We start from the raw sequence: 24,816 nt of genomic DNA, 5'->3' as shown, positions 1-24,816 counted from the left end.
AAGCTTAGCTTTATTAGAAAAGGAGGGAGAAGGCGTGGCCATTTCCAGGCGACAACGGCCTGCACGGAAGGGAAGCGGCGCCTATGGCGCGGGCTGGAAAGCCGGCTACCGGACCGGCACGGAGGCAGGCTATCATGCCGGCAGGTGCGAGGCGGTCATCCGGCGGTTTCCGGAGCAGCGTCCGCCCGCCAGGCCGGTCCGCCTGATTTTTGTCGTGTCCGGACAGGGAGAGCCCTACATGACGATCGAGCGCGGACTGCTGGAGAGCCTGCGTCCGCTTGTGGCGGAGCTGCACGTGATGACGCCCTTCGAGAACCTGGAGGAGGCGGCACTGCGGCTGAGGCCCGATCTGCTGCTGGTGTTTAACGGGCTGAATTATGTGTCCGCGGAGACGATCCGCGCCATCCGCGAAGGGGGCATCCGGACGGCGGTCTGGTTTACCGACGACCCCTACTACACCGATGTGTCGGAAGGGGTGGCCCGCAGCTACGACGTGGTGTTCACGATCGAACGCACCTGTGTGGACTGGTACCGGGAGCGGGGCTGCTCCGAGGTGCATTTCATCCCGCTGGCGGCGGCCCCGGGCATCTATCGGCCCGGCAAGGCACCGGCCTCCCATCATACCGACATCCTGTTCCTGGGCAGCGGATACCACAACCGGGTGGCCCTGTTCGATGCGATCGCACCGGAGCTGGCCGGCCGCAGGACCCTGATCGCCGGCAGGTGGTGGGAGCGGCTCTCGAACTATGAGCTGCTGAAGCCGAGCCTGAGGGAGGACGCGGCCTGGCTGTCGCCGGAGGAGACGGTGCAGTATTACAGCGGGGCGAAGCTGGTGATCAACCTGCACCGGGCGCATGACGACGGGGAGGTCAATGCGAACGGGCAGGGGGTGCCCGCCGTGTCGCCCAATCCCCGGACTTTCGAAATCTCCGCCTGCGGCACGCTGCAGCTTGTGGACGCCCGGGAGGGGCTGGCCGGCTTCTATGTCCCCGGGCAGGAGATCGAGACGTTCGCTTCCCCGGAGGAGCTCGTCGACAAGATCAGGTATTATCTCGGGCATGAGGCGGAGCGGAGCCGGATCGCCCGGAACGCACTGGCCCGTACCCTTCGGGACCATACGTATACGGTCAGGCTGGGCGAACTGCTGCAGGCGGCGTTTGGGCCCTGATCCGGGGCTAATGGCCCTAACTCTACCGGAGGCGGTGACGAAGACATGCAGAAATTCAATGTAAAAAGGAAGCGGCGGGCGGCCCGGGCTCCGGGTCGGACCCGGCGGCTGATCCTGAAGCGGCCCGGGCGCAGGCCCGGAGGCCGTCTCACCCTGGGGGCGGTCAACCGGATGATCGATGAGGCCCATACCCGGGGCTACCAGGCGGGCTACGGGGACGGCCGGAAGAGCCGGGAGGCACCGGAGGGCGGCAAGGGCCCTTACGACCAGGGATTCGATCAAGGCTATGACGAGGGCTACGGGAAGGGACTCTATGCCGGGGGCGATGCGATCGTCGATCTGACGCTGCCCTTCGATGCGATCCTTCCCGAGGTTTCTATCAGTGAGATCGTTGCAGCGGGCGTGGAGCAGCTGCAATCCCGGCAGTTCCTGCTGCAGAGCGCCCAGCAGGTTGCCGAGCGGATTCAGGGAGCCCTGGACCGCGGCGAGCCGTTCTCACTGGTGCGGATCGGCGACGGGGAGGTGCTGACGCTGGCCCAGGAGGTTGTGCTGCCGATAGAGGAGGTACGGAGCCGGGGGGCCTTTCTTGGCTATGCCGGTGTAGACGTTCCGGATCTGGCCGCAAGAGACCAGCTGGCCGCTTCGCTGCGGGCCGCCACGGTTGTGGGGATTCCGAAGCTCCGCAACTTCACGTACCAGCCGCTGGCCTTCAAGGCGCTGCGTGCTCATGGGATCGACTACCTGCAGCTCAGCCTGACCCATTCGCTGGTGAACTACTACCTGCACCACCAGGGATACCTCGGCGGGCTGCTTCGCGGGCGCCGCGTTCTGCTGGCGGGCAACGTGATGAAGCCGCTGGCCGAGGTGCTCACCGAGAACGGCATCACGGTCAGCGCCGTAGTGACGCCGGTGAACGGTGTCAAGGATATTCCGCGGGTCATGGACGAGATTCGCGGCTGCTCGTTCGATATCGCCCTCGTTTCCTCGGGCATCGCGGCGGTGACGATTGCCGAGCGGATTGCCTCGGAGATGGGGCGGGTCGCCCTGGACTTCGGCCACCTCGCCGATGAGCTCGGGAAGCGGCAGGAGCCCTTCCGATGAGAGGGCGTGGAGGTCCGCAGGTGAAGGCGGCAGCCCGGCCGGGCATCGTCCGCGGGAAGACGCGCCGGAGCCGGCACCTGCGTGCCGGAACCCGGGCAGACGTCTTCAGCAGGGGCTACTCCGCAGGGTATCATGCCGGCTACCCGGCCGGCCTGGAGCAGGGAAGAGCGGCCGGCCTGCAGTCGTACCGCCAGCCGTGGGAAGGCTGCAGCATTATTATTCCTACCTATAATCAGGCGGGGCTGCTCAAGGCCTGCATCGAGAGCATCCGGCAGTATACGCCCGAGCCTCACGAGATTATCGTGATCGATAATGCCTCGACGGACGGAACGGCCGAGTACCTGCAGTCCATGCGGGGGCAGCTGCGCTTCCGGATCAATGCCGAGAATATCGGCTTTGCCGGCGGGGTGAACCAAGGGATGCGGATGGCGAGGGGATCGACGCTGCTCCTGCTCAACAACGATACGGTGGTGACGCAGGGGTGGCTCGGCAATCTGCTCCGCTGTCTCCACAGTGACGAGCGGATCGGGCTGGTCGGACCGATGACCAATTATATCAGCGGGGAGCAGCTGCAGCCGGTCTCCTACGCTTCGATGAAGGAGATGCACCGCTTCGCAAGGGAATTCAACGTCCCGGATGCATCCCGCTGGAGGCCCACCACCCGGATTACGGGATTCTGCCTGCTGCTGCGGCGGGAGCTGTTCGACCGTCTCGGCTATTTTGACGAGGGCTTCGAGAAGGGCAACTGCGAGGACGACGACTTCTGCCTGCGGGTTCGTCTGCTCGGCCATGAACTGGTGATTGCCGGGGACACGTTCATTCATCACGTCGGGAGCGTGAGTGTGAAGGCGCTCGGAACCGAGATGGGCGAGGTGTACGGCCGCAATCAGGATTATTACGGGCGCAAATGGGGGGACGCCCAGGCACTGCCGGGGGAGACGGCCAACGTCTCGGAAGGCTTCCTCGATACGTTCCGGCTGTATCCCCGGGAGGCGCTGGTGCAGAGCTATACCGGCCGCTTGTTCTGGCTTCGCGGCGGTGTACGGCATCCCGTCGACGGTCCGGGCGTTCCGGGCGTTCCGGGCCTCCCGGCGGTGCGGCTCTCCCACATCGAGCTGCGGCATTTGCCGGTGGGAGAAGCGGTCGCGGCGGCGGAGATCCAGAGCGCCTGGAGTGAGAGCGATGCGGGCCTGCCGCCGGAAGGGGCGCTGCTGCGCGGCGAGGATGACCACCTGTACCTGCACGAGCAGGGGACGCTGCGCCGCTTCACCTCTCCGCATGCCGCCGAGGTTTGGGGAGCCGGCCGTCCGGGCCCGCTGCCGCTTGATCCGCAGCTGGCTTCCCGGCTGCCCCGGGGACTGCCCCTCATCGCTCCGGTTACGCTGAAGGCGGATAACTTGTAAGGGCACAGCCGCCGGTCAACTGCCGCTGAATTGGGCGGCAGAGCCAGTGGCTGTGCCCCGCTGTGCGGCATAGCATAGAGGGAAGAATAGGGAAGAGGAGGAGAACCGGGTGCAGGAGCAGATCGATGAAATCATTCTTCATATGGCCAAATCGCAGGAGGAGCTTGCCAGCATTCTGGAGGCCAAACGGTGTGTCGTGTGCCATCTCGCGCTCATGAACCAATACATTCCACCCGTAAACCCTGAATTTGAAGGGTTGGACGCATTGATGGAACACTCCCTCTCGGTCACCAAGAGCGTGACTTCGTATCTTAACGTGCTGTCCGACCTTGAGGAAGCCATGTCGGGGAGTCTGGAGTGCATCGTCAGGGAGCTTGGAGATGGGCCCGGGGAGGAATAAGCGGGTCCGACGGGAAGCCGCGGCCGCGCAGCAGGAGAGGGGGACAACCGGATGAACAGAGCCGAATCGCTTACGCGCATCATGAAGGCGGCCGCCAAGATTCAGCTCAATATCGCGTTGATGCTGGAAGCCAAGACGGCGGAGGCCGAGAAGTCGCGCCACTGGATCTGTAATCACCTGTCGGTCGCGGCCTATGACGGCCATGCGGTACAGGTGAAGGAAACGATGGATATCCACGACCAGCTGATCGAAGTGATCGAGGGCGTGACGAAGATGGAGAACGCCCTGACCCGCAATCTGCAGATTCTGCTCAACCAGAAGGAGGAAGGCGGGATGGGCGGAGGCGGCATGCAGGGAGGCGGACTCGGAGACATGTTCGGCATGGGTGAGAACTGACATGAACCGGTGGGAGCTGGAGCAGGACATCAAGCTCGATATGCTGCACTCCTTGGCCCGCAGCCAGCGGGCCCTGGCCCGTATGCTCGAAGGGATAGCCGAGGTCGGCGTCTCCACGGAGGCGGCGGCCAGGCACCTGGCTGAGAATCTGCAGGCGATCAGCGCCTATCAGAGGGCGATGACCGTGAAGATCACCGGCCTGACGATCGGCCGCCGCCCCAGGAGCGGGGTGCCGGCCCGGCCGTGGCTCTGCGGGGAAGTGACGGGCGCCGGGCTCCCGGTAGCCCGGCGGCAGGGAACCGGAGGCCGGAAGAAGGGAGGTGCCGCGCATGAAGACCAGGCGGGCGAAACGAAGCGCGGTTAGGATGAAACGACACACACCGGGGAGGAAACGGCGGAAGGCCGTGACGGTTGTCAGATCCGCCGGTCCGGTGAAGGCACGCAAGCGTAAGCGGGCCGCTTCGGGCACAGCTTCCGCCCCCCCGGGGAGCAGCCGCAGACGAAAGAAGGCGGTCCGGCGGGGCCCCGGCTACGCGGTCCGTTATAACAGCGGCTATAACGACGGCTATGACGCAGGCTTCAACCATGGATACGGCAAAGGTCTGGAGGAAGGCCATGATGCGGCTTATGCCGAGCTGTAGTACAGGGCCTGAAGTTTCCCGCTGCCGGCAGTCGCACATCTGGGCTCCGGCGAATACAATGATCGCGTAAGGATTCTCGGATGTGACGGGAGGAAAACGTCATGAGCATGTATTCGCTGGAAACCTCGAGCCGCCTCGCCGCCGCCATGAAGCTGCAGTACCGGGATGTGCTTCGCTTCCTGGAGGGTCTGCAGTGGAGTCTCAACCATATTGCCGGCTCGGTCCGCATCTATGCCGCCTTGGCGAAGCTGGCGCCGGGAGAGGCGGAGGCCGAGGAGCTGGAGAGGCTTCTGCTGCAGGCCAAGGGCCACTTTGCGCTGGTCCGGGAACTGTATGTGGAGCTCAAAGGCATGGAGCCGAAGATCGAGCCGGCCGGGACCTCTGCCGTATCGTACCGCGAAGGGCTGCGGGAGGCGATCGGCATGGAACGGGAGGCGATCCGCCAGTTCCGCGATACGTATCTTCTTACGCCGAGTCCGCGGGTAAGGGATGTGTTCTTCCTGGCGATGAGCGACGGGGTGGACCGCCTTGCGGCGCTGTTCCTGCTGAAGCAGGAAGCGTGAGGGGCGTGCAGGTACGCGCTCAGTCCACCTTAGGCGCAGGGTACTTAGAATAGGAAAAAGATGACTCCCGGCCGGCACAGGAGTCATCTTTTGGCATGCCCCGGGGAGCGGAGGCGGGTCTGAAGCGGTGCTCCGCCTCCGCTCATGGCAGGCACCGGCCGGTGTCCGGGCGGAACGGAGCAGCGGCTGGACGAAGCCTGCATCTATACCCGCGGCTGAAGCTCCTTCCACTTCAGGAGCAGTCCGCCATAGACGAGACCGCCTCCGAAGCCGAACAGGAGCAGCCTGTCGCCGTCCTTGAGGAGTCCGGCGCGCACGCCCTCATCCAGGGCCAGCGGAATGGTCGCCGCCGAGGTGTTGCCGTAGTCCTCGATCGTGTGCAGGGTCTTCTCCAGCGGGATGCCGAGCTTCTCGCACGCCGACTCGATGATGCGCAGGTTCGCCGAATGCGGGATGAACCAGTCCACATCCGCGGGGGACAGGCCTGCGGCTTCGAGCAGCTCGGCGGAGGCGCGGGGCACGGTCTGCACGGCGAAGCGGTACACCTCGCGGCCGTTCTGCATGAGCTTGCCGCCGGCGGGGACGGGCTCGCCGTCGGTCCAGCTCACCGCGGTGACGGCACGGTACAGGTGCGGGCCGCCGCGGCCGTCGGTGCCGGCGGTATAGGCGAGCAGGGAGCTCTCCGCGTCCCGCGCTTCGTCCCGCTCCACCAGCACGGCACCGGCGGCGTCGCCGAAGAGAATGCAGGTGGTCCGGTCGGTGTAGTCCGTGATCTTGGAGAGCGCATCCGCACCGATGACGAGCGCCTTGCGGTGCAGCCCGGAGGCAATCATGCCGGAGGCGGTATGCAGCCCGTGCACGAAGCCGGCACAGGCCGCGCTGAGGTCGTAGGCCAGCGTGTGCGGGATGCCGAAGTGGGCCTGAACGAGGCACGCGGTGGCCGGGAAGGCGAAGTCGGGCGTGCTTGTGGCGACGATCAGCAGGTCGACGTCATCGAGTGCGGAGCCGTAGCGCTCGACGAGGTTCTGCACCGCCCGGATCGCCAGGGTGCCCGTCGACTCCTCCGGTGCGCAGATACGGCGTTCGCGGATACCGGTCCGCTGTACGATCCATTCATCATTCGTTTCGACCAGACGCTCCAGCTCGGCATTCGTGAGCCGGCGCTCGGGCGTGTAGCTGCCAATCGCCGTAATCCGCGGACGGTAAGGTGCGGAGGCGGGGAACAAGCCGGTGGACATAAGATCACCTCGGGTTCAATTTTAATGACCTGAATATAGTACCTGGTACTAAGTTAACGCATGCAGGCCTCCTTGTCAATCCTAATTTTTCCACTTGGCTTGGATGCTCCCCCGTCAGGGCTTGTCCGGCGCTTCCACATTCTACATGTCCGTAGTATGTGCCGCAGGGAATCCGACTTATGCAGAATCGGGAGCAGCCGCCGCGGAAGGGGCAGGGGTACCGGAAGCTGCTCTCGTAGGAGGGAGCGCCCGGGGTGTATAATAGGGAGGACTTCCCAAGGTACAAGCCTGCCCGATGACAAGAAAAAGAAAGTGGGATTCCCTGATGTCGATGAAAACGCTGAAGCTGCTCACGATCCTCGTGCCTCCGCTGATCATCGGCGGCTTCGAGTATGTGCGGCATGAATTTCTGCTGGACAGCCTGTCGATGGAGACCGGCAATTTTTATATGCTTATACTCACGCTGCTGCTCTCCTATCTCTTCGCCTCGTGGATGTTCCGCCGCATTGAATCGGTTAACCTGCGCTTGTCGCGGGAGCAGGCCCGGCATGCCGTCTATGAGGAGCGGGAACGGCTGGCCCGCGAGCTGCACGACAACATCGCCCAGACCCTGTTCTTCCTGAACGTGCAGCTGAAGAAAGGCCAGCTCGAGGAAGCCCGCTCGGCCGTTTCGGAGATCGACCACCACCTGCGGCAGGCGATCTTCAACCTGCGGACGGTGCCGGAGGAGAGCGCGACCTTCGCCTCCCGCCTGCAGACCTGGCTGGAGGAGTGGAGCGTGCTCAGCGGCATACCGGTCGAGCACCGGATCGCTATGGACCTCGGGGCGCTGCCGCCGTCCGCCGAGGTGCCGCTCTTCTCGATCATCCGCGAGGCCTTCACCAATATCCGCAAGCATTCGATGGCCGACCGGGCCTGGCTGGAGCTCGTCAGCGGGGAAGAAGGCCGCTCGACCTGGCGGCTGCGCATAGCCGATAACGGGCTGGGCCTGGCGCCAGGCAGCGCCGACCGGGCGGGGCGCTACGGCCTCGGCCTGATGCGCAAGCAGGCCCGGGAGCTTGGGGCGGAGCTCGTCCTCAGCGGTGAAGAGGGCGAAGGACTGACGATCACACTGGCCGTACGGCACAGCCCGTCCGGGGAAGGAGGAAGCTTATGAGCTACCGTGTACTGGTGGCCGACGATCACCCGCTGTCCCGGCGGGCCATCCGGCAGCTGCTGGAGGGGGAGCCGGGCTTTGAATGGGCCGGAGAGGCCGGGGGCGGGGAGGAGGCGGTGGAAGCGGCCGGCCGGCTGCTGCCGGACCTCGTGCTGATGGATCTGCAGATGCCCGGCATGAACGGCCTGGAGGCGACGAAGCGGATCAAGGCGCTCTACCCGCAGATCCGCGTGGTGATGCTGACCGTCTCCGACGATGTCGCCGATCTCTTCACCGCGGTGCGCTGCGGGGCGCAGGGGTATCTGCTCAAGAACATGGACCCTGACGAGTGGATCGCGTACCTGCGGGGGCTGCTCGACGAGGACAGCGAAGTCTCCCGGGGTCTGGCCGACCGCCTGTTCCATTCGTTCCGCTCCGCCCAGCAGCAGCCGCTGCAGGAGGACCCGGCGGCGTCCGTGCTCTCGGCGAGGGAGTGCGAGATTCTCAGCTGCGTGGCCAGCGGGCAGAGCAACCGGCAGATCGCGGAGCGGCTCGTGATCAGCGAGCACACGGTCAAAAACCACATCAAGAACATTCTGGCCAAGCTCGCGCTCGACAACCGGGTGCAGCTGACCGCTTATGCCGTGAGGCACGGATTGACACAGTTCGGCCATAGTTCGGAGGACAAATAGCCCGGTCGAGTCATTTTCTTCTATACGCCTTTTACAGTACAGTAACTAAGGACAGAATGAGCGTATAGAGGAAGGGGACCCGAACCATGCGAACCATGCGTACTACGAAACCGATCCGGTACCTGCTTGCGGCAGGCCTGTTGATGTCACTGCTCGGCGGAAGCATCGCCAGTGCCCACGTGACCGTATATCCCAAAGAAACGACCCAGGGCACTTATGAGAAATTCGCGGTGCGCGTGCCTTCGGAGAAGGACGCCGCCACCGTGAAGGTGGAGGTCCGCTTCCCGCTGGATGCCGTAACGGTCTCCCGCTTCGAGCCGAAGCCGGGATGGACCTACGAGATCAAGAGGGATGCGGACAACAAGATTACGGGCGTGATCTGGACCGCCAGCGGCGAAGGTCTCGGGCCGACCGAGTTCGGCGAGTTCTACATGTCCGGCAAGGTAGCGGACAACGCCACGGCGATCTCGTGGAAAGCTTACCAGACGTACAAGGACGGCAGCGTCGTCGAGTGGACCGGTGCCGAAGGCGCCGACAAGCCGGCTTCGGTCACCAAGGTGAACGCCAAGCCCGCCGGCGCGGCGGCGGACAGCCACGGCCACACAGCGGCCCCTGCTGCGGCAGCGGGCGCCGAGCCGGCAGCCGCAGCGGCTGCGCCTTCGCAGACGCCGCTCTACCTGTCGGCCCTGGCCCTGATCCTGGGCGCCGCCTCGCTGGCGGTGTCCCTGCTGCGCCGCAGGTAACCGGCCGCCCGGAAGAAAGTTGAGCCCCCCGGGGGAAGCACGATACCGTGCCTCCCTCTCCGGGGGGCTCTTTGCCGTAAGCGCCGAGGGAGGGAGAAGACCGGCCCGGATTACGCAGCCCAAGGGCTTCAAGGACGGCGGAGCCGTTGATCTGGATAAAAAGGAAATGCACGGGGGATGCTTCAAAGTAGCTTCGACTTATGAGTTAGGGAGGACTACGAATCCATGATGCAAAAACTGCGCCAAAAGAAAACGGCGATGCTGCTTGCCTTGTGCCTTGTCGTCAGCGTGGCGGCTTCCGGCACGGTCTTCGCCTTCGGGCGGGGCTCCCAGGGGCCGGATGTGTATGCCGTTCAGGGTATGCTGAAGTCGCTCGGCTACTTCTCCGGCACGATTACGGGAACTTACGGGCCTGTCACCGAGAACGGCGTGAAGCTGTTCCAGAAGGCCTACGGGCTTCCGGTGACGGGAGCGGTGGACAGCGAGACCCTGCAGTCCATCCTGTGGGCTTACGGGAACCTGAAGATCCCGAAGAAGCCGGCTCCGGCACCCACGCCAACCCCGGCCCCAACGCCAGCCCCGGCACCGACGCCGGCCCCGGCGCCTGCACCGCAGCCGTCCGGGTATCAGCTGACGAGCGAGGAGCAGCAGATGGTGACGCTGGTGAACCAGGCCAGAGCCCAGGCGGGACTGCCTGCACTCGCCGTCGATCTGCCGCTGTCCAAGGTGGCGCGCCTGAAGAGCCAGGACATGGTGGACAACAACTATTTCTCCCACCAGTCCCCGACCTACGGATCGCCCTTCGATATGATGAAGCGGTTCGGGATTGCGTACCGGACGGCCGGCGAGAATATTGCCTGCAACCAGGGCGTACAGGCCGCGCATACGGCGCTGATGAATTCGCCGGGCCACCGCGCGAACATCCTCAGCAAGGACTTCACGCACATCGGCATCGGGATCGTGAACGGCGGACCGTGCGGCAAGATGTTCACCCAGCAGTTTATCGGCAAATAACCGAAGGCAGGTCCATCCCCGGAGCGAGGCTTCGGGGATTTTATATGAATGCCGCGCCGAAGGAAACGTTTACCCTTGTCCCCGGCATGTTGTACAATAGGAGAACACCTTAGGGAATGTTTGGAAAAATGAAGGGAGTTCAGGTTTTATGGCGTCCAAGTTTATCAAGGAGTTCAAAGAGTTTGCCATCAAGGGGAATATGATCGAGCTGGCCATCGGGGTGATTATCGGAGGGGCGTTCGGCAAGGTCGTGACTTCGATCGTGAATGATCTGGTCATGCCGCCGATCGGTCTGCTGGTAGGGAAAGTGAATTTCTCGGACCTGTTCATTCCGCTCAACGGGAAAACGTATGATTCTCTCGCTGCAGCCAAGCTGGAAGGCGCACCTACGTTCAACTACGGCCTGTTTATCAACAATGTGCTCGATTTCCTGATTGTCGCATTGGTCATTTTCATTGCGGTGAAGCAGCTGAACCGGCTGCGGCGCAAGGAAGAGGCGAAGCCCGATCCCAAAGCCAATATGACGGAGTGCCCGGAATGCCTGTCGGAGATCCCGCGCAAGGCCTCCCGCTGCAAATATTGTACGGCCCAGCTCCATGCGCTGGACGTAGAGAGAGGCTGACCGGTCTCACCGAAGACACCCAGAGCTTCTATCCGCCGACATTCCATACGAGACCGCGGAACCCCTCATGCCGGGGCGGTTCCGTGTGATTCCGGACCAGCTTTCCTCGCTTAAGAAAATATTCAGGAACGTCCCGCTTTGATCTTAAGAAAGTTTGGGTAACCTAGTAATAACTGAGTGAGGAGGAACGGTTCGTATGAATTTGAGTGCCATCGTACAGGAGAAGCTCGTCTTCTTACATAAATTCATCCAATCTCCAAAGGAAGTCGGCAGTGTCATGCCGAGCTCCAAGTATCTGGCGCAGGCGATGACGCGCTGCCTGGATTGGGACCGCACCCTGCACGTGGCGGAGCTCGGCGCGGGCACGGGGGCCTTGACGAAGTACATAGCCCAGGCGGCCGGCAGAGAGGCGAAGGTGCTGCTCTTCGAGCGCGAGCCCGCCCTGCGCAGCCAGCTCAAGGAGCGCTTCCCGTCCTTCACCTGCCACCCGGATGCCTGCCATATCCGGGATGCGATGTTCCGGGAAGGTATGGAGGGGCTGGACGCGGTGATCAGCGGCCTGCCGTTCTTCAACTTCCCGCCGCCGCTGAGAGCGAGGCTGCTGCGGGAGATTGTGGATTCGCTAAAGCCGGGAGGCAGCTTCGTTGCGTTCCAGTATTCGCTGCAGATGCGCTCGCTGCTCAGCCGCTCGTTCGAGATCGAAGCGATCCGCTTCGTCCCCTTGAATGTGCCGCCGGCGTTCGTCTATGTGTGCCGAAAAAAATAATGCGCCTGTTTTGAAACCATCCGCGGACTTCCGCGTAGTACCGCCTATATACGGATCGTGTTTTTCGGAGGAGCCTGTCACCCCGGGTTTGCTGTGCCTTTTTTACAGCAGATCGGTGGTCGCAGGCTCTTTTTGTGTTTTTTTACCGGAAAATCCACATCCTAACGACAAAAGAAAGACAGGTGAGACCATCGTGCTTATTTTTCAGCTGGCCATCATTCTTATTGCCTCCAAGGTGGCGGGGGACATCAGCGTCAAACTGGGACAGCCCTCGGTGCTGGGGAAGCTGCTGATCGGCATTCTGCTCGGACCGAGCGTTCTCGGCATTGTGAACAACACCGACATTCTGCAGGAGATCAGCCAGATCGGCGTCATTCTTCTCATGTTCATCGCGGGTCTCGAGACGGATATCGACGAGTTCAAAAGAACCGGCAAGCCTTCCTTGTTCGTCGGCGTTGCAGGGATCATCGTTCCCTTCTCCCTGGGATATCTGGCGGGCGTCATGCTGAACCTGCCCGTCTTCGAAGCGGTCTTCCTCGGCCTGCTGCTGTCCGCTACCTCGGTCAGCATCTCCGTGCAGGCGCTCAAGGAGATGGGCAATCTCAAGACGAGGGAAGGTGCCACGATCCTGGGAGCGGCCGTCATCGACGACGTGCTGGTCATTATCGCGCTGGCCTTCGTGATGAGCTTTGCGGGCGGCGATGTGAATCTCGGCATGGTGGTGCTCAAGAAATTCGTGTTCTTCGCCGGGGCGATCCTCATCGGCTGGAAGCTCGTTCCGTGGTTCCTGAAGCGCTTCGCGCATCTCCGGGTATCCGAGACGGTAATTTCGGCCGGGCTGATCATCTGCTTCCTCTATGCTTATCTTGCCGAGTCTGCCGGGGTGGCGGCCATCATCGGGGCCTATATCGCCGGGGTGGCGATCTCGGTCACGCCTTACAAGCATGAGGTGTTCGAAAAAGTCGAGACGCTGGGCTATTCGATCTTCGTGCCGGTCTTCTTCACCTCGATCGGGGTTACGGCGGAGTTCATCGGCATTACGCAGAACCTCGGGCTCATTGCCGGGCTGAGCGTGCTGGCCATCGCAACCAAGCTGGTGGGGGCGGCACTAGGAGCGAAGCTGTCGGGGTTCGCCTGGAGGAGCTCCTGGGGAATCGGAGCCGCCATGGTCTCGCGGGGGGAAGTGGCCCTGATCATCTCGGCGATCGGTCTGGAGAACGGGCTGCTGAACAAGGAGATGTTCGCCGTGATTGTCGTGGTCGTGCTCGTCACCACAATCGTGACGCCTCCGATGATGAAGCTCTTCTTCAAGGATGCTCCGCAGCTGGAGACGGCGGAGTCCCGCTGAACCGGGGAAGGATTCGGCTCCCGGGTTCCTCCGGGTGCTCCTCCGGTGTTTCATCCGCCCGGGAAGCCCCTTAAATACTTAGAGACAAGCTCCTGCCAGCCCCCGTGGATTGGGAGGATGGATTAGAAAGGGAGGGCAGACCATGCTGCATAACTGGCTCATCCTGCTGGCGATTGCCGTCGCCGTCGCTTATCTGGCGGATAAACTGAAGCAGCCTTATCCGACGCTGCTAGTCGTGACCGGTCTCCTGCTCGGGATCGCACCGCTGCCTCTGCTCGAAGAGGTGAAGGCTTACGTGATTTCGGATACCGTCTTCCGGACGACCGTCATCCTCATTTTCCTGTCGGCCCTGATCGGCGATGCCGCCCTGAAGCTTCCCTTCCATGAGCTCAAGGAGAACAAGCGGCCCATCCTCTGGCTCGCCTTGGCGGGAACCCTCCTCACCTTCGTGATGATTGCGCTGCTGTCTTATCTGCTGCTCGGCCTCTCCCTGCAGACCAGTCTGGTCTTCGGGGCGCTCATGGCCGCTACCGACCCCGTGTCGGTCCTCAGCATCTTCAAGTCGATGGGCCTCAACCAGCGGCTGTCGATCATCGTGGAGGGAGAGAGTCTGGCCAATGACGGGGTCGCGGTCGTTCTGTTCAAAATCGCGCTGGTCACCACCGTCCTGACCTGGTCCAGCGTGCTCGGGGGATCGTTCGAATTCCTGAAGGTCATCCTCGGCGGGATGGCGGTAGGAGCGGCCTGCGGCTATGCCGCCTCCAAAGTGACCGCCGGCATCGATAACTATCTCGTGGAGATCGGCCTGTCGATCGTTTTGTTCTACGGCGCCTTCGAGATAGCCGAACTGTTCCACTTCTCGGGCGTTATTGCGGTGGTGCTGGCAGGCCTTATTCTCGGCACGTACGGCAGGCGGATCGGGATGAGCCCGCTCACGCACGAGAAGATGGACTCCTTCTGGGAAACGATCGCCTTCATCGCCAACGCGCTGATCTTTCTCATGGTGGGACTCGAAGTGGCGAATATTTCGTTCACGGACAAGTGGGTGCCGATCTCGATCAGTATACTCATCGTCCTGGCGGCAAGGCTCATCGCCGTGTATACCGCCCTGGTGCCCTGCCGGGATGTGCCGGCCGCCTGGAAGCCCATTATCGCCTGGGGAGGCCTGAAGGGCTCGCTGTCGATCGCCCTGCTTCTCGGGGTGGCGCCGGACTTCGAAGGCAGGGAGCTGCTGCTTGCGATGACGTTCAGCAACGTGGTGTTCTCCCTTCTGGTACAGGGCACGACGCTCAAGAAGCTGGTCTCGAAGCTCCGGGTGGTCTAACAGGGCATGCTTTACTTCACGGGGGAATTCTTCTATAATCAGGGGAGTGTTTTGGAACCGAATAGGCAGTAAACAGGGGGAGTCTGTCAAGCGCAGGCTTCCTTTTGTCTTTTTTGGGTTTCGCCGCCAATTATATCGGAATGCTGGAGGAGTCATGGAACAACAAGCTTATTATGCCATCGCCATTTTTTTGCTGATCTACGCGCTCATCATTTCCGAGAAAATCCACCGGACCATCGTCGCCATGCTCGGGGCCGTGCTCATGGTGGTATTCGGGATCGTCTCCCAGGAGACGGCGCTGCATCACATTGATTTCAACACGCTCGGCCTGCTCGTCGGCATGATGATCATGGTCGGCATCACGGCGGAGACCGGCTTATTCGCCTACATAGCCGTTGTCGCCGCGAAGAAGGCGGGGGGAAGCCCCGTCAGGATCTTGATCTATCTGATGCTGCTCACCGCCGTCTGCTCCGCCTTCCTGGACAACGTGACGACCGTTCTGCTGATGGTGCCCGTCACCTTCAGCATCGCGCGGCAGCTGCAGGTCAATCCGGTGCCCTTCCTCATCTCCCAGATTATCGCCTCGAACGTCGGGGGGACCGCGACGCTGATCGGCGACCCGCCGAACATCATGATCGGCAGCGCCGTCGAAGAGCTGAGCTTCATGGATTTCATCTACAATCTTGCGCCGATCTCGGCCCTGATCATGCTCGTGTATATCCCGATCTTCGTCCTGCTCTTCCGCAAGTCGCTGGTGAGCACCCCGGAGCGGATGAAGAAGGTGATGGAGATGGAGGCGGCCCCGCTGATCACCGATGCGAAGCTGCTGAAGCTGTCCCTGACGCTGCTCGGGCTGACGATCCTCGGGTTCTTCCTGCACCAGCTGCTGCATCTCGAGTCGGCCACCGTGGCGCTGGCCGGGGCCTTCCTGCTCCTGCTCTTCACGGGCGAGCATAAGATGGAGCGGGCGCTCGAGAAGGTCGAATGGACGACGATCTTCTTCTTCGTCGGCCTGTTCGTCCTCGTGTCCGGTCTTGTTGAGACCGGCGTCGTGGCCAGTATGGCCGAGAAGGCTGTCGAGCTGACCGGCGGCGACCTTGTGGCCGCTTCCATGCTCATCCTGTGGCTGAGCGCCATCGCCTCCGCCTTCCTCGACAACATTCCGTTCGTGGCGACGATGATCCCGCTGATCCAGGAGATGGGTGTGCGGGGCGTCGAGAACCTCGAGCCGCTCTGGTGGAGCCTGGCGCTCGGAGCCTGCCTCGGGGGCAACGGCACCCTGATCGGGGCCAGCGCGAACCTGATCGTCGCCGGAATCGCCGGCAAGGAAGGGTATCCGATCAAGTTCGTGACCTACCTGAAATACGGCTTCCCGCTCATGCTGCTGTCCATCGTGCTCTGCACGGTTTATATTTATCTGCGCTATCTGCTCTAAACCGGCCGGCAGGCAGTGCGATCTGCATGAGCACTGCTTCGGATACGGAAGGGACGGGTCTCCTGGGACCCGTCCCTTTATTTGATTGAAGAGTCGGTTCTCCCGCCGCCCGCCGTCTCCATCGTCTGTCATATTGGATAACCGGCTTTGCTGTCTCTGGAGGATGGCGGGGCCGGTTATTTTCCTTGAACGCGCCTCATCCTTACAGGACGGCGAAGCCGTTTAACTTGGCACAGCGCCTATTTTATGCAGTGGACGCACCACATAGTACTCCCGTTCATAAACTGGATTTGACTGTATCCCTAGACCTTGTAATGATACAAAAACCCGGGCAAGGAGGGGTGACACTTGGGCAGCGATCACAAGAGCAAGTTCTTACTCACAAGCCGCGAGAGGGAAGTATTTGAACTGCTGGTGCAGGACAAAACGACCAAAGATATCGCGCAGCAGCTCTTCATCAGTGAGAAAACCGTGCGAAACCATATCTCCAACGTGATGCAAAAGCTGAACGTAAAAGGCCGTTCGCAGGCGGTAGTCGAGCTGATCAAGCTTGGGGAACTGCAGATCTGATTGATCCCCTGCATACACCACAACAAGCCTTTTTCGGGGCACTTCCTTCTTCTCGGAAGTGCACGCGAAAAAGGCTCTTTGGTTTGGGCGTACACAGGCAGGCTACCGAAAAGCCCCCGCCGGCCCGTCTCCTGGGGGAGAGGGCGGTGAGGGCTTACGGATGGCCGGGCGACCCCGCTTCAGCCGTTTTTCGGTGGCTACTTAGCCGCTTTCTTTCTTGCTTTCTTGGCCTTGGCTACAGCGGGCAGATGCTTGTAGCTGCGGATCGTGGGCCCCTTGCAGATCGGGCACTCCGGATATTCCGCTGCCGCGAATTCCTCGCGGACCCAGGCCTTGCAGTCCGCATTCTTGCATTTCCAGATGACGGTCGGTTTCAGTTCGGGTTTATTTTCTTCCTGCTGCACGTCCATCAGGACACCTCCTAGCAAAGCGGTTTTTATTGTAACCATTTTGGGGTTCCGCATGCAAGAGGGTTTGGGCTGAAATTCCACATTATTTCGGCTTTAAGGGTTGAAAAAAACAGGCCCGGATTACCCGAGCCTGCCTCCGAGCCCAATGCCTAGTATCCGTCGGTCCCATGGCCGGAGTTCTTGGCGATCTCTGCACCCTCCTGGGCGGAGACGGAGCCGAGGTGCGGCGAGTTCGCAAGCAGGGCGGCAACGCCTTCCGACACCCGGCGGCCGTAATCGGCGTCGGCCTGGGTGAAGTGGGAGATCATGCGGTCGCGGATCTCCGGACGGCAGATGCTGAGGTCCGCCACAAGGTTCGAGATGAGCTCGTCGCGCTCCCAGTCCTCGAACTTGCGGTACGTATCGCCGGCCTGGCCGAAGTCGTTCGTGCGCTCCAGCTTCTGGCGGACGAGCTTCGCATTGTAAGCCGGCTCGTGATCTTTGCCGGACGGTGCGGCTTCCTTCAGCCCGCCGATCGAAGACGGCTCGTAGTTGACGTGCGGGCTCTGGCCCGGCGCCCGGTCCACGATGAAGGCCATCTGCCCGTCGCGCTGGTTCGTTGCCACATGCGTCTTCGGCGCGTTGATCGGCAGCTGCAGATAGTTCGTGCCCACGCGGTAGCGCTGGGTATCCGAATAAGAGAAGGTGCGGCCCTGCAGCAGCTTGTCGTCGGAGAAATCGAGGCCGTCCACGAGCACACCCGTACCGAACGCGGACTGTTCCACTTCGGCGAAATAGTTCTCCGGATTTTTGTTGAGCACCATCTTGCCGACCTTCAGGAACGGGAACTTCTCATGGTCCCACAGCTTCGTCGGATCCAGCGGATCGAAGTCGAGCTCCGGATGCTCGTCATCGCTCAAGATCTGCACACAGAGCTCCCACTCCGGATAATCGCCGCGCTGGATCGCTTCGTACAGGTCCTGCGTCGCATGGCTTGTATTTCTGGCCTGGATCGCTTCGGCTTCCTTCTGCGTCAGGTTCTTGATTCCCTGCTTGAGCGGCTCCCAGTGGTATTTGACGAGGACGGCCTGCCCTTCCTTATTGACCCACTTGTACGTGTTGACGCCGGAGCCCTGCATCTGACGGTAGTTCGCCGGAATGCCCCATGGGGAATACAGGAACGTGACCATGTGCGTCGCTTCCGGAGAGTTCGAGACGAAGTCGAAGAAGCGCTCGGGGTTCCCGAGATTCGTCACCGGATCGGGACGGAACGCATGCACCATGTCCGGGAACTTCAGCGGATCGCGGATGAAGAACACCTTAAGGTTGTTGCCGACGAGGTCCCAGTTGCCGTCCTCCGTGTAGAATTTGACCGCAAAGCCGCGCGGGTCGCGGAACGTCTCGGGCGAGTGGCCGCCGTGAACGACGGAGGAGAAGCGCACGAAGACCGGCGTCCGCTTGCCTTTCTCCTGGAACAGCTTGGCGCGCGTGTACTTCGAGACGGGCTCGTCGCCTACGGTGCCGTAAGCTTCGAAGTAGCCGTGTGCCCCGGCGCCGCGGGCATGCACCACACGCTCCGGAATGCGTTCGCGGTCGAAGTGCGAGATTTTCTCGATAAAATGGTAGTTCTCCAGTGTAGACGGGCCGCGGCTGCCTACCGTACGGATATTCTGGTTGTCCGAGATGGGATGGCCCTGGCGGTTCGTCAGGGTCATGTCATTGTCATGTTCATTGGCTGGTGTCATATGTATGCTTCCTCCTGTCGGGTCATGGACCTACCCATTTTTTTCCGATGGAAGATAATTTATGCATGGGTCTGTTAAGCGGAGGCAGAGGCACCGCGGCACTCATTGTTGGTTGAAGGCACTCCAAGAATGGGTTATACTGGAATCGTACTTTTCCAATTATTACCATATATTGAAGGAGAAAGCCATGAAAAAAACAGGAGCCGTCGCGGCCCTCCTCTCGCTTCAGCTGCTGCTGGGATCCAATGCCCTGGCCGGGACTGCGGAGTTCACGAATGCGGATGCGGCGAATTGGGATCTTCCGGCCCAAGGGGCGCTGGAGTCGAAACGGATGGATGATCAGACGCTCACCGTAGAGACCTCCCTGCAGTGGAGCAAGGAGAAGCTGGGCGAGCGGGAGAAGAACAAGGCGGTCTATACTTATGTGCCCGCGCTGAGATGGATGGCGGATGTGGAGAACGAGCTGAAGGGTGCCGTGATGGCGACTACGCTGCCCGGGGCCAAGTTCGACCGGATTCCGGCCGGAGACAAGCAGGGAGAAACCGTCAGGGTCACGGTAACGGGCGCATCGGACCTGCTGGGAGGCAAGACCTACCGGCTGTACTCTTCCTGGTACAAGTCGGGGACCGAAGACCCCGCGCTGACTCTCCGTTCGCAGGTCCGTTACACCACTTATATGCCGGGGGCGAAGGTGACCGACCTGCCGGGGTCGGACGACCGGATCGGCACGATGAGCTGGAACGGCGCGGAGGTTGCGGCCTGGCGGACCAAAGTTCCTTTGGACCCGGATGCTCTGCCGTTCTTCCCGCTCTGGTATGAGTCGGTGGATGAGGAGATTCTGCCGGTGAAAGGCGCTTACCTGCGGATTACGTCCCATGAGGCGCTGGATCTCTATAAGACCGAGCAGACGAAGAAGCTGTTGGAGGCTTCCGATACGCAGACGTACCGCTTCGCGATCACGGCCAAGCCGGACAGGTCGCTGCTGGACTCGGAATGGAGATCGGAGCGGCTGGAGGAGCTTGGGGTCAAGATTACGCAGTACTACGCGGAGAGCTACAAACAGAAGAAGACGGATGAGCGCACGACCTACAGCTGGTTCCAGACCGACAAGGATCTTCTCACGAAGATTTTCGGGGAGAAGCCGAGGGAGAGTTACTTCGTGACAGAGCTGGAAGGCATGGCGACTGGCGAGGCGCTGAAGAAGATCAGCGAATGGGACCATGTCGATTTTGTTGAGATCGAGGAAAACGGTCACCGGCCTACAGGCGTACACTGGCTGAATCGCAAGGCGCAGGGATTGTAGTTGGCGGATGATGCAGGACAGGTGTAAAAAATAACAGCCTTCCCACAATGGGGAGGCTGTTCCCGTTGTCCTGCCTGATGGGAGGAGGAGGCTGTCTTCCTTGCCCGGCCCGGAGGCGCAGGTTGGTCTTCTTGGAGTGCCGTCCGGCAGGATGCATGCCGTACATTTCCGCCGGTTGAATAGCGGCGGGAGCGGGAGTGAGGGTGAGGGCGGGAGTGAGAGTGAGGGCGCGAGTGAGAGTAAGAGTATGTGCGAAAGTTAGGGCAAGAGCAAGGGCGAGAGCAAGGGCATAAGGGGCGAGTAGGGGAGCGAGTGAGGGTGAGAGTAAGGGCGAGAGTGTGGGCGAGGGCAAGGAAGAGCAAGGGCGACAGTGAGGGTGAGGGCAAGAGTAAGTAGCGAGAGTGAGGGTATGAGTAAGGGCGAAAATTAGGGCGAGAGGAAGGGTATGAGTGAGGGCGAAAATTAGGCGAGAGGATGGGCGTAAGGAGCGAGTAAGGCGCCCTTACCCTTCGCGCATGCGATGGAAGAGCAGTCCGCTGCTCTTCGGGTTCTCGCCGGTCACAAAATGGCGCATATGCTGCCGCACATAGGTTCCATAGCGTGCGAGCAGCTCCTCGGACAGCTCATCTACGTAGTGCACGCCGGCAGGCGGGGTGTCCCGGAGCAGGACGGCTAGCGCCGCATAGACCCCGCAGGCTACTTGGTAGTAGGTAGCGTTCGTCGGGAAGGCCGGATGCACCTCGGTATGCGTCATGACATTATACATGAACCGCTCCTTGTCTTTGACACGAGCAGCACTCCGACGAGATCCTCGCCCGCCAGCTCCGCTTCCGAGGGGTCGAGTACCTTTTCCTCCCAGTCCCACAGCTCGGAGAGCCGGTCCAGATGGTCCCGGATGGCGGCTGTCGTCACATCGTTAACCCGGTACAGGAAGCCGATCTCTCCTTTGAACCTGTTTCCCAGGGTAAGGACCTCTTCGTGTGGCATGAGGCGGCCGTAAAAGTTCACATCCCCCAGCTCCACCCGGAACTCCTGCTGATAGACCTTGCTGAGCAGAATATGCGGAATCCCCCGGCTTACGTACAGAGGGTGGTTGAATATAGCTTCGTCCAGGAAGCATTCGGGCGACCAGGTGGAGTAGAGCGTGCCCGGCTTCGCCAGTGCGGGATCGCGGTAGAACGAAGTATCCCGTTCCACGATATAGCAGGCTTCCGGCTCCTCGTCCGGCACCTGGGCCCGGAGCTCGAGCGCCATCCACTGTACAATGCCGGGATTCATGCCGGAGCCGATGATCGCCCGCAGCCCCTTCAGGGTAGAGCGTACGGCTTCGACCCGGCGGTATCTCTCGAGCAGCGTGAAGCCCTCAAGGGACTCGTCCTCGTCTACGGCTGTATTTTCTAATGCGGTGTTGACATAAGCGATACCCAGCTGATTGCAGCACTGCAGCATCTGCAGCGTATCCGCCCAGGAAACGTCGATCACGAGCCGGGTGCCTGTGGTGCGCAGGTGCTGCTCCAGGCGTGCGGTATCCATCGCGTCAAACTCATGCAGCTGCAGGCGCGGATAGAGCTTCGGGAACAGGGTGCTGTAATATCCCGGCTCCTTCTGCTGGAGATCCACCAGATGCAGCGTGCTGCGGGACAGAAGATCCTGCAGCGGATCACCGGGAGTCTGCGCAGCCGCTTGAAGCAGACCCAGGACCGCCTTGGCCACGCCGCCTCCGCTGCCGAGCAGGGTAAGATGAAGTTCACTGGCATTCATGGCTTGTTCACCTCCCTTTGCCAACAGCATATGCATGCGGCAGGGGAAGGGAGTGGGGAAGTGGAGGGAGCGATCCGCGTAATTTGCTAGATTCGGGAGAGCTGCTAGATTGATTGCGGGGGAACGGGAGAGCAGGGCGCGGTCTACAGCATACGAGAAGGTACTGAGGGGGTCCTCCGAAATAGCGGAACTCAGATGCCTTATCGGGTTATTTCCCATCATTTCCCGAATAATAACGGAGCTCAGATGCCTTATTGGCCGTCACCCTGCCTCGATGGGCGGCCGAACGGTCAAATAACGAATCTGAGTTCCTCTATTGCGGTTCGGTGGCTTCAAAGAGTGAAATAGCGAATCTGAGTTCCGCTATTTTGTGCATGAGATAAGCTGCTGCCGCTGAGGCCCGGCCCAGCCCAGCTGCTCGATAAGTAAGAGGACTCCCGCGTGAAGGAGTCCTCTTGGTGTCAGCGTTGACCGCTGTGCGGCCAGCCAAAGTCCCGCCAGCCCTGTAACGTCAGCGCCCGCCCCGCGGTGCGAGCAAGCCAGCGCCTGCACCCCCACTACCGCAGCTCCCGTTGCACCTGCCCGGCAGCGGCCTTTAAGCCCGCTCCCGCTCGTACGGGACCCGCAGGTGGAACAGCAGGCCGATCACGACGAGTACCAGCAGCGAGCCGAGGGCGATCCGGCTGGCGATGTTCCCGTAATCGGCCAGGGCCCATGTGATCGAGCCGTACAGCAGGGGGCCCACGATGGAGGACACCTTGCCCGAGAAGGCGAACAGGCCGAAGAACTGGCCGCGGCGCTCCGGCGGGGTCAGTTCCACGATCATCGTGCGCGAGGTGACCCACATCGCTCCCATCGCCACCCCGTAGAGGCTGCCGGCGGCCCAGAACACGGCTTCGCTGAAGGCGAGCGAAGCCAGGGCGATCGAGGCAATCATGACCAGCGCGACTAAGCTGACGGAATGCTTGGCCCCGAGGCTTCGGGTCACATAGCCGAAGAGGAACGACCCGATAATGCTCGAGACGGTGGATACAAGGTACAGCAGGATGAACTTCGTCGTGCTGAAGCCGATGACGCCCGTGGCATAGACGCCCATGACGGTGATGGCTGTCGCCACCGCATCGTTGAAGAAGAAGTAGGCGATCATGAACAGGAACACCGCACGGTAGCTTCGGGCTTCCCGGAACGTCGCCGCGATCTCCCGGTAGCCGCTGAAGAAGGAGGGCTTCGGTCCGGCTATCGGCTTCGGCGGAGGCTCCTTGTACCATAGGAAGAGCGGCAGGGAAAAGAGCAGGAAGAGCAGGGCGCTCGGGATGAAGGAGCGGTGGAAGCCGCCGTCGCCGACCAGCGGGTAGACGCACAGACCCACAAGGGTGCCGATATAGCCGACGGCCACGCCAAAGCCCGAGATCAGGGGGATCTCCTTCCCTCGCCCAAGATCCGATATCATGGCATCGTAGAAGACCAGACCCGAATTATACGTGAACTTGGCGATCATGAAGAGCAGCAGCACGGCGGCCAGGGGAAGCGGCAGACCGGCCAACGTCCGGTCCGTGTTCCAATAACCGGCAGCGGCGCCCATCAGCATCGTGCTCACCACGCAGACGAGCGTGAAGGGCACGAGGTACACCTTTTTCCGCCCCGTCCGGTCGATCCATACGCCATACAGCGGGGAGAGCAGCACCAGAAACAGGCTTGAAAGCGCATTCGTATACGTGATGAAGGTGCCGGCGATCTGATTCGCCGTTTCGCTGCCCCCGACCGCTTCCTTCAGATAGAACGGGAAGAAGATCGTAACAATATTGCTGGTGAAGATTGTGTTGGCAAAATCGTACAGCGCCCAGGCCAGAATGGGCAGCGACAGAAACAAGGCGGCTCCGCGCCGTGGCGTTTCGACGGCAGAGGCCTGAGGAGGTAGCATGAGCGGCATCTTCCTTTCAGCGGCTGCAGGGCATGGAGCTCACCGTGCGGAATCCGCGCAGATGGGATGCGGATGCCAGGATCCGTTCATCCGCTATTCTATTCGCATATTCGCTGGGGGCTTCCCAAATCCTGCCGCTTTACAGCATTTTCACAAGAAAAACCCCTGACCGGGGTTCTTTCGAAGAAGTACATCCGTGGTTGATATGAAGTTTTCTCACGATATAAGAAAGCTTCAGCTTCACCGCCCTGCCGGAAAAGGCCGCTCAGCCCCTTCCCTCCCTCTGCCTAGAGCAAGGCCTCCAGCCCTGCCGCTGCCTGATCCCACTGCTGGCGCATCTCTTCCCGTACGAACAGGTCAGGGAGGTTTTCCTGATGGAAGCTGAGGGTCGTCCGTCCCCCGGCTGCGGCGAGGAGCCGGACCTGGAGGGTCGAAGGCCGAGGCCAGTCCGCACGGAGGTAAGTCATGCGCAGCTGCACCGGCGGCTTCACGACCCGCAGTTCTCCGCTGAGGCCATCCCCGGCCGCATAGGCAGCCCGTGGCACGAGAGGCAGCGCGTCCGTCTCACCGAGCCACAAGGGCAGGCCGCGGGAGGAAGTGAGCAGGTCCCACAGCGGCTCCGGGGAGGAGGCAACGGTCCGGCGCACGCCGATTTGATATCCGGTTTGGGCGGTCAGACCGACAGGGCGGATGCCCTTGTACCGGTGAAGGTAAGCGGCGGCGACCACCTCACTCCAGGCGGGGGCAAGACCGTACTCCCCCTGCAGCCAGGCGGTGATGTCATCCGCAGTGCCGTGGCCGGCACCGGATTCGTGCAGCAGTCCGAGCCAATCCTCGGGAGTCCGGCCGGAGGCTGCCTCCAGACGGGGATACTTGATTCCGTTGACCATAAGGTTTCATCCTCCATTACTGATGGATTACGGGGACCATCGAGCTTTCTCGAACGTACGTTTGCTGTGTATTTTATAGTAGAATGGCAAGCATCGGTTGTCAAGATTTGGATGGGAAAGCGAACGCAGCCGGCACCTGAAGGGACAGCGGGCCGTCAGGGGCGGAGCCGCAAGGACTCATCGGGAAGGGGCCTCCCGTGCGGACTTACTGCCGTACGTTCCTCCGAATGATTTGGCGGAGAGGAATG

General features: G+C 61.6%; 23 protein-coding genes and 2 pseudogenes. 19 read left to right on the top strand and 6 right to left on the bottom strand.

What is annotated here, in order from left to right:
- Positions 1 to 34 precede the first annotated feature (34 nt).
- From PM3016_RS29915 to PM3016_RS29880, 8 genes are all read left to right on the top strand, one after another.
- A complete protein-coding gene (locus PM3016_RS29915; protein WP_013920199.1) occupies positions 35 to 1,168 on the top strand; it encodes a CgeB family protein in 1,134 nt (377 codons plus the stop codon).
- Between the two features lie 45 nt (positions 1,169 to 1,213).
- The gene (locus PM3016_RS29910; protein ID WP_013920198.1) at positions 1,214 to 2,269 is read left to right on the top strand and encodes a GT-D fold domain-containing protein; all 1,056 of its coding nucleotides are present in this window, start codon (positions 1,214 to 1,216) and stop codon (positions 2,267 to 2,269) included.
- The gene (locus PM3016_RS29905; protein WP_014371995.1) at positions 2,266 to 3,672 is read left to right on the top strand and encodes a glycosyltransferase family 2 protein; all 1,407 of its coding nucleotides are present in this window, start codon (positions 2,266 to 2,268) and stop codon (positions 3,670 to 3,672) included. The genes PM3016_RS29910 and PM3016_RS29905 overlap by 4 nt, the downstream gene beginning before the upstream one ends.
- 109 nt (positions 3,673 to 3,781) lie before the next feature.
- Positions 3,782 to 4,072 carry a hypothetical protein gene (locus tag PM3016_RS29900; protein ID WP_013920196.1) on the top strand — a complete coding sequence of 97 codons (291 nt, stop codon included), beginning with the start codon at positions 3,782 to 3,784 and terminating at the stop codon, positions 4,070 to 4,072.
- Between the two features lie 51 nt (positions 4,073 to 4,123).
- Positions 4,124 to 4,468 (top strand): alpha-helical endospore appendage domain-containing protein, encoded by a 345-nt coding sequence (locus tag PM3016_RS29895; RefSeq protein WP_013920195.1) that lies wholly within the window; start codon positions 4,124 to 4,126, stop codon positions 4,466 to 4,468.
- Position 4,469: 1 nt separating this feature from the next.
- Positions 4,470 to 4,832 (top strand): hypothetical protein, encoded by a 363-nt coding sequence (locus PM3016_RS29890; RefSeq protein ID WP_013920194.1) that lies wholly within the window; start codon positions 4,470 to 4,472, stop codon positions 4,830 to 4,832.
- Between the two features lie 40 nt (positions 4,833 to 4,872).
- Positions 4,873 to 5,109: a hypothetical protein gene (locus PM3016_RS29885; RefSeq protein ID WP_013920193.1), complete on the top strand. Its 237-nt coding sequence runs from the start codon at positions 4,873 to 4,875 to the stop codon at positions 5,107 to 5,109.
- A 101-nt stretch (positions 5,110 to 5,210) separates the two neighbouring features.
- The gene (locus tag PM3016_RS29880; protein ID WP_013920192.1) at positions 5,211 to 5,672 is read left to right on the top strand and encodes a hypothetical protein; all 462 of its coding nucleotides are present in this window, start codon (positions 5,211 to 5,213) and stop codon (positions 5,670 to 5,672) included.
- Positions 5,673 to 5,875: 203 nt separating this feature from the next.
- Here PM3016_RS29880 and PM3016_RS29875 read toward each other — a convergent pair whose 3' ends face one another.
- Entirely contained in the window at positions 5,876 to 6,910 is a 1,035-nt protein-coding gene (locus PM3016_RS29875) for a ketoacyl-ACP synthase III (RefSeq protein ID WP_014371993.1), read from the bottom strand.
- A gap of 325 nt (positions 6,911 to 7,235) precedes the next feature.
- Between PM3016_RS29875 and PM3016_RS29870 the strand changes: the two genes are divergently transcribed.
- The 10 genes and pseudogenes from PM3016_RS29870 (at position 7,236) to PM3016_RS29825 (ending at position 16,559) form a co-directional block, all read left to right on the top strand.
- A complete protein-coding gene (locus PM3016_RS29870; RefSeq protein WP_014371992.1) occupies positions 7,236 to 8,066 on the top strand; it encodes a sensor histidine kinase in 831 nt (276 codons plus the stop codon).
- Positions 8,063 to 8,737 carry a response regulator gene (locus PM3016_RS29865; RefSeq protein WP_013920188.1) on the top strand — a complete coding sequence of 225 codons (675 nt, stop codon included), beginning with the start codon at positions 8,063 to 8,065 and terminating at the stop codon, positions 8,735 to 8,737. Before PM3016_RS29870 ends, PM3016_RS29865 begins: the two co-directional genes overlap by 4 nt.
- An 86-nt stretch (positions 8,738 to 8,823) precedes the next feature.
- The gene (locus tag PM3016_RS29860; RefSeq protein ID WP_014371991.1) at positions 8,824 to 9,480 is read left to right on the top strand and encodes a YcnI family copper-binding membrane protein; all 657 of its coding nucleotides are present in this window, start codon (positions 8,824 to 8,826) and stop codon (positions 9,478 to 9,480) included.
- 225 nt (positions 9,481 to 9,705) lie between these two features.
- Positions 9,706 to 10,494 (top strand): peptidoglycan-binding protein, encoded by a 789-nt coding sequence (locus tag PM3016_RS29855; RefSeq protein ID WP_013920186.1) that lies wholly within the window; start codon positions 9,706 to 9,708, stop codon positions 10,492 to 10,494.
- A 148-nt stretch (positions 10,495 to 10,642) separates the two neighbouring features.
- A complete protein-coding gene (gene mscL, locus PM3016_RS29850) occupies positions 10,643 to 11,116 on the top strand; it encodes a large conductance mechanosensitive channel protein MscL (RefSeq protein WP_013920185.1) in 474 nt (157 codons plus the stop codon).
- Positions 11,117 to 11,459: 343 nt separating this feature from the next.
- Positions 11,460 to 11,882 (top strand): annotated as a pseudogene (locus tag PM3016_RS29845) (class I SAM-dependent methyltransferase); the annotation flags it as partial.
- 193 nt (positions 11,883 to 12,075) lie between these two features.
- Complete coding sequence (locus PM3016_RS29840; protein WP_014371990.1) at positions 12,076 to 13,230, top strand: cation:proton antiporter; 1,155 nt, start codon at positions 12,076 to 12,078, stop codon at positions 13,228 to 13,230.
- Between the two features lie 142 nt (positions 13,231 to 13,372).
- Positions 13,373 to 14,554: a cation:proton antiporter gene (locus tag PM3016_RS29835; RefSeq protein ID WP_013920182.1), complete on the top strand. Its 1,182-nt coding sequence runs from the start codon at positions 13,373 to 13,375 to the stop codon at positions 14,552 to 14,554.
- A gap of 154 nt (positions 14,555 to 14,708) precedes the next feature.
- A complete protein-coding gene (locus PM3016_RS29830; protein WP_013920181.1) occupies positions 14,709 to 15,989 on the top strand; it encodes an ArsB/NhaD family transporter in 1,281 nt (426 codons plus the stop codon).
- A 348-nt stretch (positions 15,990 to 16,337) separates the two neighbouring features.
- Positions 16,338 to 16,559, top strand: a complete 222-nt coding sequence (locus PM3016_RS29825; RefSeq protein ID WP_013920180.1) for a helix-turn-helix domain-containing protein — start codon at positions 16,338 to 16,340, stop codon at positions 16,557 to 16,559.
- A 197-nt stretch (positions 16,560 to 16,756) separates the two neighbouring features.
- Here PM3016_RS29825 and PM3016_RS29820 read toward each other — a convergent pair whose 3' ends face one another.
- Positions 16,757 to 16,969 carry a cold-inducible protein YdjO-related protein gene (locus PM3016_RS29820; protein WP_013920179.1) on the bottom strand — a complete coding sequence of 71 codons (213 nt, stop codon included), beginning with the start codon at positions 16,967 to 16,969 and terminating at the stop codon, positions 16,757 to 16,759.
- 149 nt (positions 16,970 to 17,118) lie between these two features.
- Entirely contained in the window at positions 17,119 to 18,693 is a 1,575-nt protein-coding gene (locus PM3016_RS29815) for a catalase (RefSeq protein WP_014371989.1), read from the bottom strand.
- 187 nt (positions 18,694 to 18,880) lie between these two features.
- On the opposite strand from PM3016_RS29815, the gene PM3016_RS29810 reads away from it, so the two are divergent.
- Positions 18,881 to 19,996 carry a hypothetical protein gene (locus tag PM3016_RS29810; RefSeq protein ID WP_014371988.1) on the top strand — a complete coding sequence of 372 codons (1,116 nt, stop codon included), beginning with the start codon at positions 18,881 to 18,883 and terminating at the stop codon, positions 19,994 to 19,996.
- Positions 19,997 to 20,498: 502 nt separating this feature from the next.
- Here PM3016_RS29810 and PM3016_RS29805 read toward each other — a convergent pair.
- The 3 genes and pseudogenes from PM3016_RS29805 to PM3016_RS29795 all read right to left on the bottom strand — a co-directional run bounded on the left by PM3016_RS29805 (position 20,499) and on the right by PM3016_RS29795 (position 24,568).
- Positions 20,499 to 21,757: pseudogene (locus tag PM3016_RS29805) on the bottom strand (saccharopine dehydrogenase NADP-binding domain-containing protein).
- A gap of 595 nt (positions 21,758 to 22,352) precedes the next feature.
- Positions 22,353 to 23,678: an MFS transporter gene (locus tag PM3016_RS29800; protein ID WP_014371987.1), complete on the bottom strand. Its 1,326-nt coding sequence runs from the start codon at positions 23,676 to 23,678 to the stop codon at positions 22,353 to 22,355.
- Positions 23,679 to 23,965: 287 nt separating this feature from the next.
- Complete coding sequence (locus PM3016_RS29795; protein WP_013920174.1) at positions 23,966 to 24,568, bottom strand: SRPBCC domain-containing protein; 603 nt, start codon at positions 24,566 to 24,568, stop codon at positions 23,966 to 23,968.
- Positions 24,569 to 24,816 lie beyond the last annotated feature (248 nt).

It is taken from the genome of Paenibacillus mucilaginosus 3016 (genome assembly GCF_000250655.1).
GTDB lineage: Bacteria > Bacillota > Bacilli > Paenibacillales > NBRC-103111 > Paenibacillus_G > Paenibacillus_G mucilaginosus.
The sequence above is the reverse complement of the archived record's forward strand: the minus strand, read 5'-3'. Positions and strand labels throughout refer to the sequence as shown.

Bases quoted from the DNA above. Each gene is read 5' to 3' on its own strand.
- PM3016_RS29870 (WP_014371992.1), top strand. From the start codon at position 7,236: ATGTCGATGAAAACGCTGAAGCTGCTCACGATCCTCGTGCCTCCGCTG.
- PM3016_RS29855 (WP_013920186.1), top strand. From the start codon at position 9,706: ATGATGCAAAAACTGCGCCAAAAGAAAACGGCGATGCTGCTTGCCTTG.
- PM3016_RS29865 (WP_013920188.1), top strand. From the start codon at position 8,063: ATGAGCTACCGTGTACTGGTGGCCGACGATCACCCGCTGTCCCGGCGG.
- PM3016_RS29795 (WP_013920174.1), bottom strand. From the start codon at position 24,568: ATGGTCAACGGAATCAAGTATCCCCGTCTGGAGGCAGCCTCCGGCCGG.
- mscL (WP_013920185.1), top strand. From the start codon at position 10,643: ATGGCGTCCAAGTTTATCAAGGAGTTCAAAGAGTTTGCCATCAAGGGG.
- PM3016_RS29905 (WP_014371995.1), top strand. From the start codon at position 2,266: ATGAGAGGGCGTGGAGGTCCGCAGGTGAAGGCGGCAGCCCGGCCGGGC.
- PM3016_RS29835 (WP_013920182.1), top strand. From the start codon at position 13,373: ATGCTGCATAACTGGCTCATCCTGCTGGCGATTGCCGTCGCCGTCGCT.
- PM3016_RS29895 (WP_013920195.1), top strand. From the start codon at position 4,124: ATGAACAGAGCCGAATCGCTTACGCGCATCATGAAGGCGGCCGCCAAG.
- PM3016_RS29800 (WP_014371987.1), bottom strand. From the start codon at position 23,678: ATGCTACCTCCTCAGGCCTCTGCCGTCGAAACGCCACGGCGCGGAGCC.
- PM3016_RS29860 (WP_014371991.1), top strand. From the start codon at position 8,824: ATGCGAACCATGCGTACTACGAAACCGATCCGGTACCTGCTTGCGGCA.
- PM3016_RS29830 (WP_013920181.1), top strand. From the start codon at position 14,709: ATGGAACAACAAGCTTATTATGCCATCGCCATTTTTTTGCTGATCTAC.
- PM3016_RS29890 (WP_013920194.1), top strand. From the start codon at position 4,470: ATGAACCGGTGGGAGCTGGAGCAGGACATCAAGCTCGATATGCTGCAC.
- PM3016_RS29910 (WP_013920198.1), top strand. From the start codon at position 1,214: ATGCAGAAATTCAATGTAAAAAGGAAGCGGCGGGCGGCCCGGGCTCCG.
- PM3016_RS29880 (WP_013920192.1), top strand. From the start codon at position 5,211: ATGAGCATGTATTCGCTGGAAACCTCGAGCCGCCTCGCCGCCGCCATG.
- PM3016_RS29875 (WP_014371993.1), bottom strand. From the start codon at position 6,910: ATGTCCACCGGCTTGTTCCCCGCCTCCGCACCTTACCGTCCGCGGATT.
- PM3016_RS29815 (WP_014371989.1), bottom strand. From the start codon at position 18,693: ATGACACCAGCCAATGAACATGACAATGACATGACCCTGACGAACCGC.
- PM3016_RS29810 (WP_014371988.1), top strand. From the start codon at position 18,881: ATGAAAAAAACAGGAGCCGTCGCGGCCCTCCTCTCGCTTCAGCTGCTG.
- PM3016_RS29820 (WP_013920179.1), bottom strand. From the start codon at position 16,969: ATGGACGTGCAGCAGGAAGAAAATAAACCCGAACTGAAACCGACCGTC.